General features: G+C 65.1%; 3 protein-coding genes and 1 pseudogene. 1 reads left to right on the top strand and 3 read right to left on the bottom strand.

Features of this window, described 5'->3' with window-relative positions:
• Positions 1-136: 136 nt before the first annotated feature.
• Positions 137-832 carry a DUF2461 domain-containing protein gene (locus KDJ86_RS11970; protein ID WP_291745889.1) on the bottom strand — a complete coding sequence of 232 codons (696 nt, stop codon included), beginning with the start codon at positions 830-832 and terminating at the stop codon, positions 137-139.
• Positions 833-934: 102 nt separating this feature from the next.
• On the opposite strand from KDJ86_RS11970, the gene KDJ86_RS11965 reads away from it, so the two are divergent.
• Positions 935-1,327 (top strand): hypothetical protein, encoded by a 393-nt coding sequence (locus KDJ86_RS11965; RefSeq protein WP_291745886.1) that lies wholly within the window; start codon positions 935-937, stop codon positions 1,325-1,327.
• 65 nt (positions 1,328-1,392) lie between these two features.
• Here KDJ86_RS11965 and KDJ86_RS11960 read toward each other — a convergent pair whose 3' ends face one another.
• Together KDJ86_RS11960 and KDJ86_RS11955 are read right to left on the bottom strand one after the other, a co-directional pair.
• Positions 1,393-2,400 carry an ABC transporter substrate-binding protein gene (locus KDJ86_RS11960; protein WP_291745883.1) on the bottom strand — a complete coding sequence of 336 codons (1,008 nt, stop codon included), beginning with the start codon at positions 2,398-2,400 and terminating at the stop codon, positions 1,393-1,395.
• 38 nt (positions 2,401-2,438) lie between these two features.
• Positions 2,439-2,601: pseudogene (locus KDJ86_RS11955) on the bottom strand (ABC transporter permease); the annotation flags it as partial.

Here is a 2,601-nt window from a genome sequence, read left to right as displayed (position 1 = left end):
GCCCGCTTCGCCCTCGCGCCTCGGCATGGCGAGGAAAGAGGCTTCGCGTTGCCGTGCGAGAGCCGGTCAAAGACACCAACCCCGCCATCCTGAGGTGCTCCGCGAAGCGGAGCCTCGAAGGACGCACTTTCGCCCTTCACCCGAAAACGTTGGCTTCGAGCCATGCGATCAGCGGCATCAGGGCCTTGATCCGGGCAAGCAGGAAGGCCGGCGCCTTCGCCCCGAACAACGCGTCGGGGATTGGCTGGTCCTTGCTGCGGACCACAACCCCCTTCCGTCGCAGCATGGTCGCTACCGGTTCGGTGGCGTCGTAGCCGCGCGGCAGGCGGGCGAGCTGGGGCGCGTCGGGTCGGCAGCCGATCGTGCCCGCCTTGTCGAGCGCTGCGAGCAGCCCCCTGGCTCCCGCCCTGGTGGTCACCGCCGCGCGATAGGCTTCGAGCTGCGCCGGTTCGAAGGCCCAGTGGCCGGCCCCGATGCCGAAACGGCCGGGACCGACGACGACATGGACGCCGGGGCCATGGTTCGCGCGCTCGCCCGTGTAGAAGATCAGGTGCAGCATCGCCGAATAGGGGCGCTTGTCCCTGGAGAAGCGGACATCGCGATTGATGCGGCGGAGCGAGCCGTTGACCTTCGGATTCGCGGTCAATGGCGGGTCGAGGGCGGCGAGCGGTTCCGCCATGGCGGCGATCAGCGCCAGGGCCGGGGCGACGTAGACCTGCTGATAGCGATCGCGATGCGCGTCGAACCAGTTTTTGTTATTGTTGCGCGAAAGCTCGTCGAGGAACCTGGGCAGTCCCTCGTCGAGTCGTGGCGTGAGAAGACCGGTGTCCAACCTTGCTCCTCCGGTCCTGTCAGCGGAATGGCGGTTCCGCCAATCCATTCGCCCTGGTTAATTTACCGATCAGTTTAATATGAAATCGGCGTGGAGAAAAGCGTGGCGAAGACGGTGCTTGCGGATGAGGACGGTGATCTCGCCCATTGGCGGCGGCTCGCCGACGGCCTGGTCGCCGGCGAAGGCGGGGTCGAGCGCGGCCGGATGATGTCGTCGGATGCGGTGAAGTTCGGCGGCAAGGTCTTCGCCTTCTACACCACGAAAGGGCGGTTCGCCGGGCTTGGCGTTCGCCTTGGCCGCGACATCGACGTGTTTTCGCTTGGCCTGACCGATTGGGAATATCTCGCGCCGTTCAAGTCGAAGCCGCCGATGATGGACTGGATCCTGATCGGATCGGGGGATCGCGCCCGCTGGCCGGAGATGGCGCGCTTCGCGCTCGATATGATGCGAGGCGCCGCGCAGCTCGAGGCGGCGCGCAAGCTCGGCCGGAAGTAGCATCCTGCCCAAAAAGAAAACGGGCGCCCGAGGACGCCCGTCTTTGTTCGGCGTTAGGCGCAAGCCTACATCTGCGTCTCGATGCCGGCCTTTTCCGTGACCGCGTGGCTCCAGGCGCCTTCGGGCTCCTTGGTAATGACCGGATCGGAACCGCCGGACAGCAGGATGTCGACCGTCCTCTGGTAGTCGCCTTCGACCAGCGAGCCGTTCGAGCCGTCGGTGAGCTTGTTGATCTCGCTCATCATCCGGCGCTGGTGCTTTTCGGTCTGGGCGCCGGTCTCGTCGTTCTCGAGAACGATGTCGGCGGCCTCGTCGGGATGCTCGCGGGCCCATTCCCAACCCTTCATCGAAGCCTTGACGAAGCGCGCCATCTTGTCGACGAATGCCGGATCCTGGAGATTGTCCTCCAGCACATAGAGGCCGTCCTCGAGCGTCGCGACGCCCTGCTCCTCGTACTTGAAGACCACCAGCTCATCCGCCGGGATGCCGGCGTCGATGATCTGCCAGTATTCATTATAGGTCATCGTCGAGACGCAGTCCGCCTGCTTCTGGATCAGCGGATCGACGTTGAAGCCCTGCTTGATCACGGTCACGCCATCCGCGCCGCCCTCGGTCGGGATGCCGAGCTTCGACATCCACGAAAGGAAGGGATACTCGTTGCCGTAGAACCAGACGCCAAGCGTCTTGCCGCGGAAGTCCTCCGGCTTGGTGATGCCGGTTTCCTTGCGGCAGGTCAGCATCATGCCCGAGCTCTTGAAGGGCTGGGCGATGTTGACGGTCGGCACGCCCTTCTCCCGCGACGCGAGCGCCGAGGGCATCCAGTCGATAGCGACGTCGGCGCCGCCGCCGACCAGAACCTGCTCCGGATTGATGTCCGGGCCGCCGGGCTTGATGGTGACGTCGAGGCCTTCCTCCTCGTAGAAGCCCTTGTCCTTGGCGACGTAGTAGCCGCCAAACTGGGCCTGGGTGACCCACTTGAGCTGCAGGGTTACTTCGTCGGCGGCGGAAGCCGGCAGCAGGCCGAGGCCGGTCCCGGCAGTCGCCGCCATCGCGGCTATCAGCAGTTTTCTCATTTGACCCCTCCGTTCGAGGTTTGAATTGCCGTCGGTCCCTAGGTGCGGAACGACGGATGCCAGAACGTCACGACGCGCTCGAGGAGCGCCATGACACCATAAAACACGGAGCCGGCGAGCGCCGCCACCGCAATTTCCGCCCACACCATGTCGACCGCCAGGCGGCCGACCTCCGTGGAGATGCGGAATCCCATGCCGACG

This window comes from Bauldia sp. (genome assembly GCF_020442045.1).
GTDB lineage: Bacteria > Pseudomonadota > Alphaproteobacteria > Rhizobiales > Kaistiaceae > Bauldia.
Note: the sequence above shows the minus strand (reverse complement) of the source record. Positions and strands in the feature narration are given on the sequence as shown.

Bases quoted from the DNA above. Each gene is read 5' to 3' on its own strand.
- KDJ86_RS11960 (WP_291745883.1), bottom strand. From the start codon at position 2,400: ATGAGAAAACTGCTGATAGCCGCGATGGCGGCGACTGCCGGGACCGGC.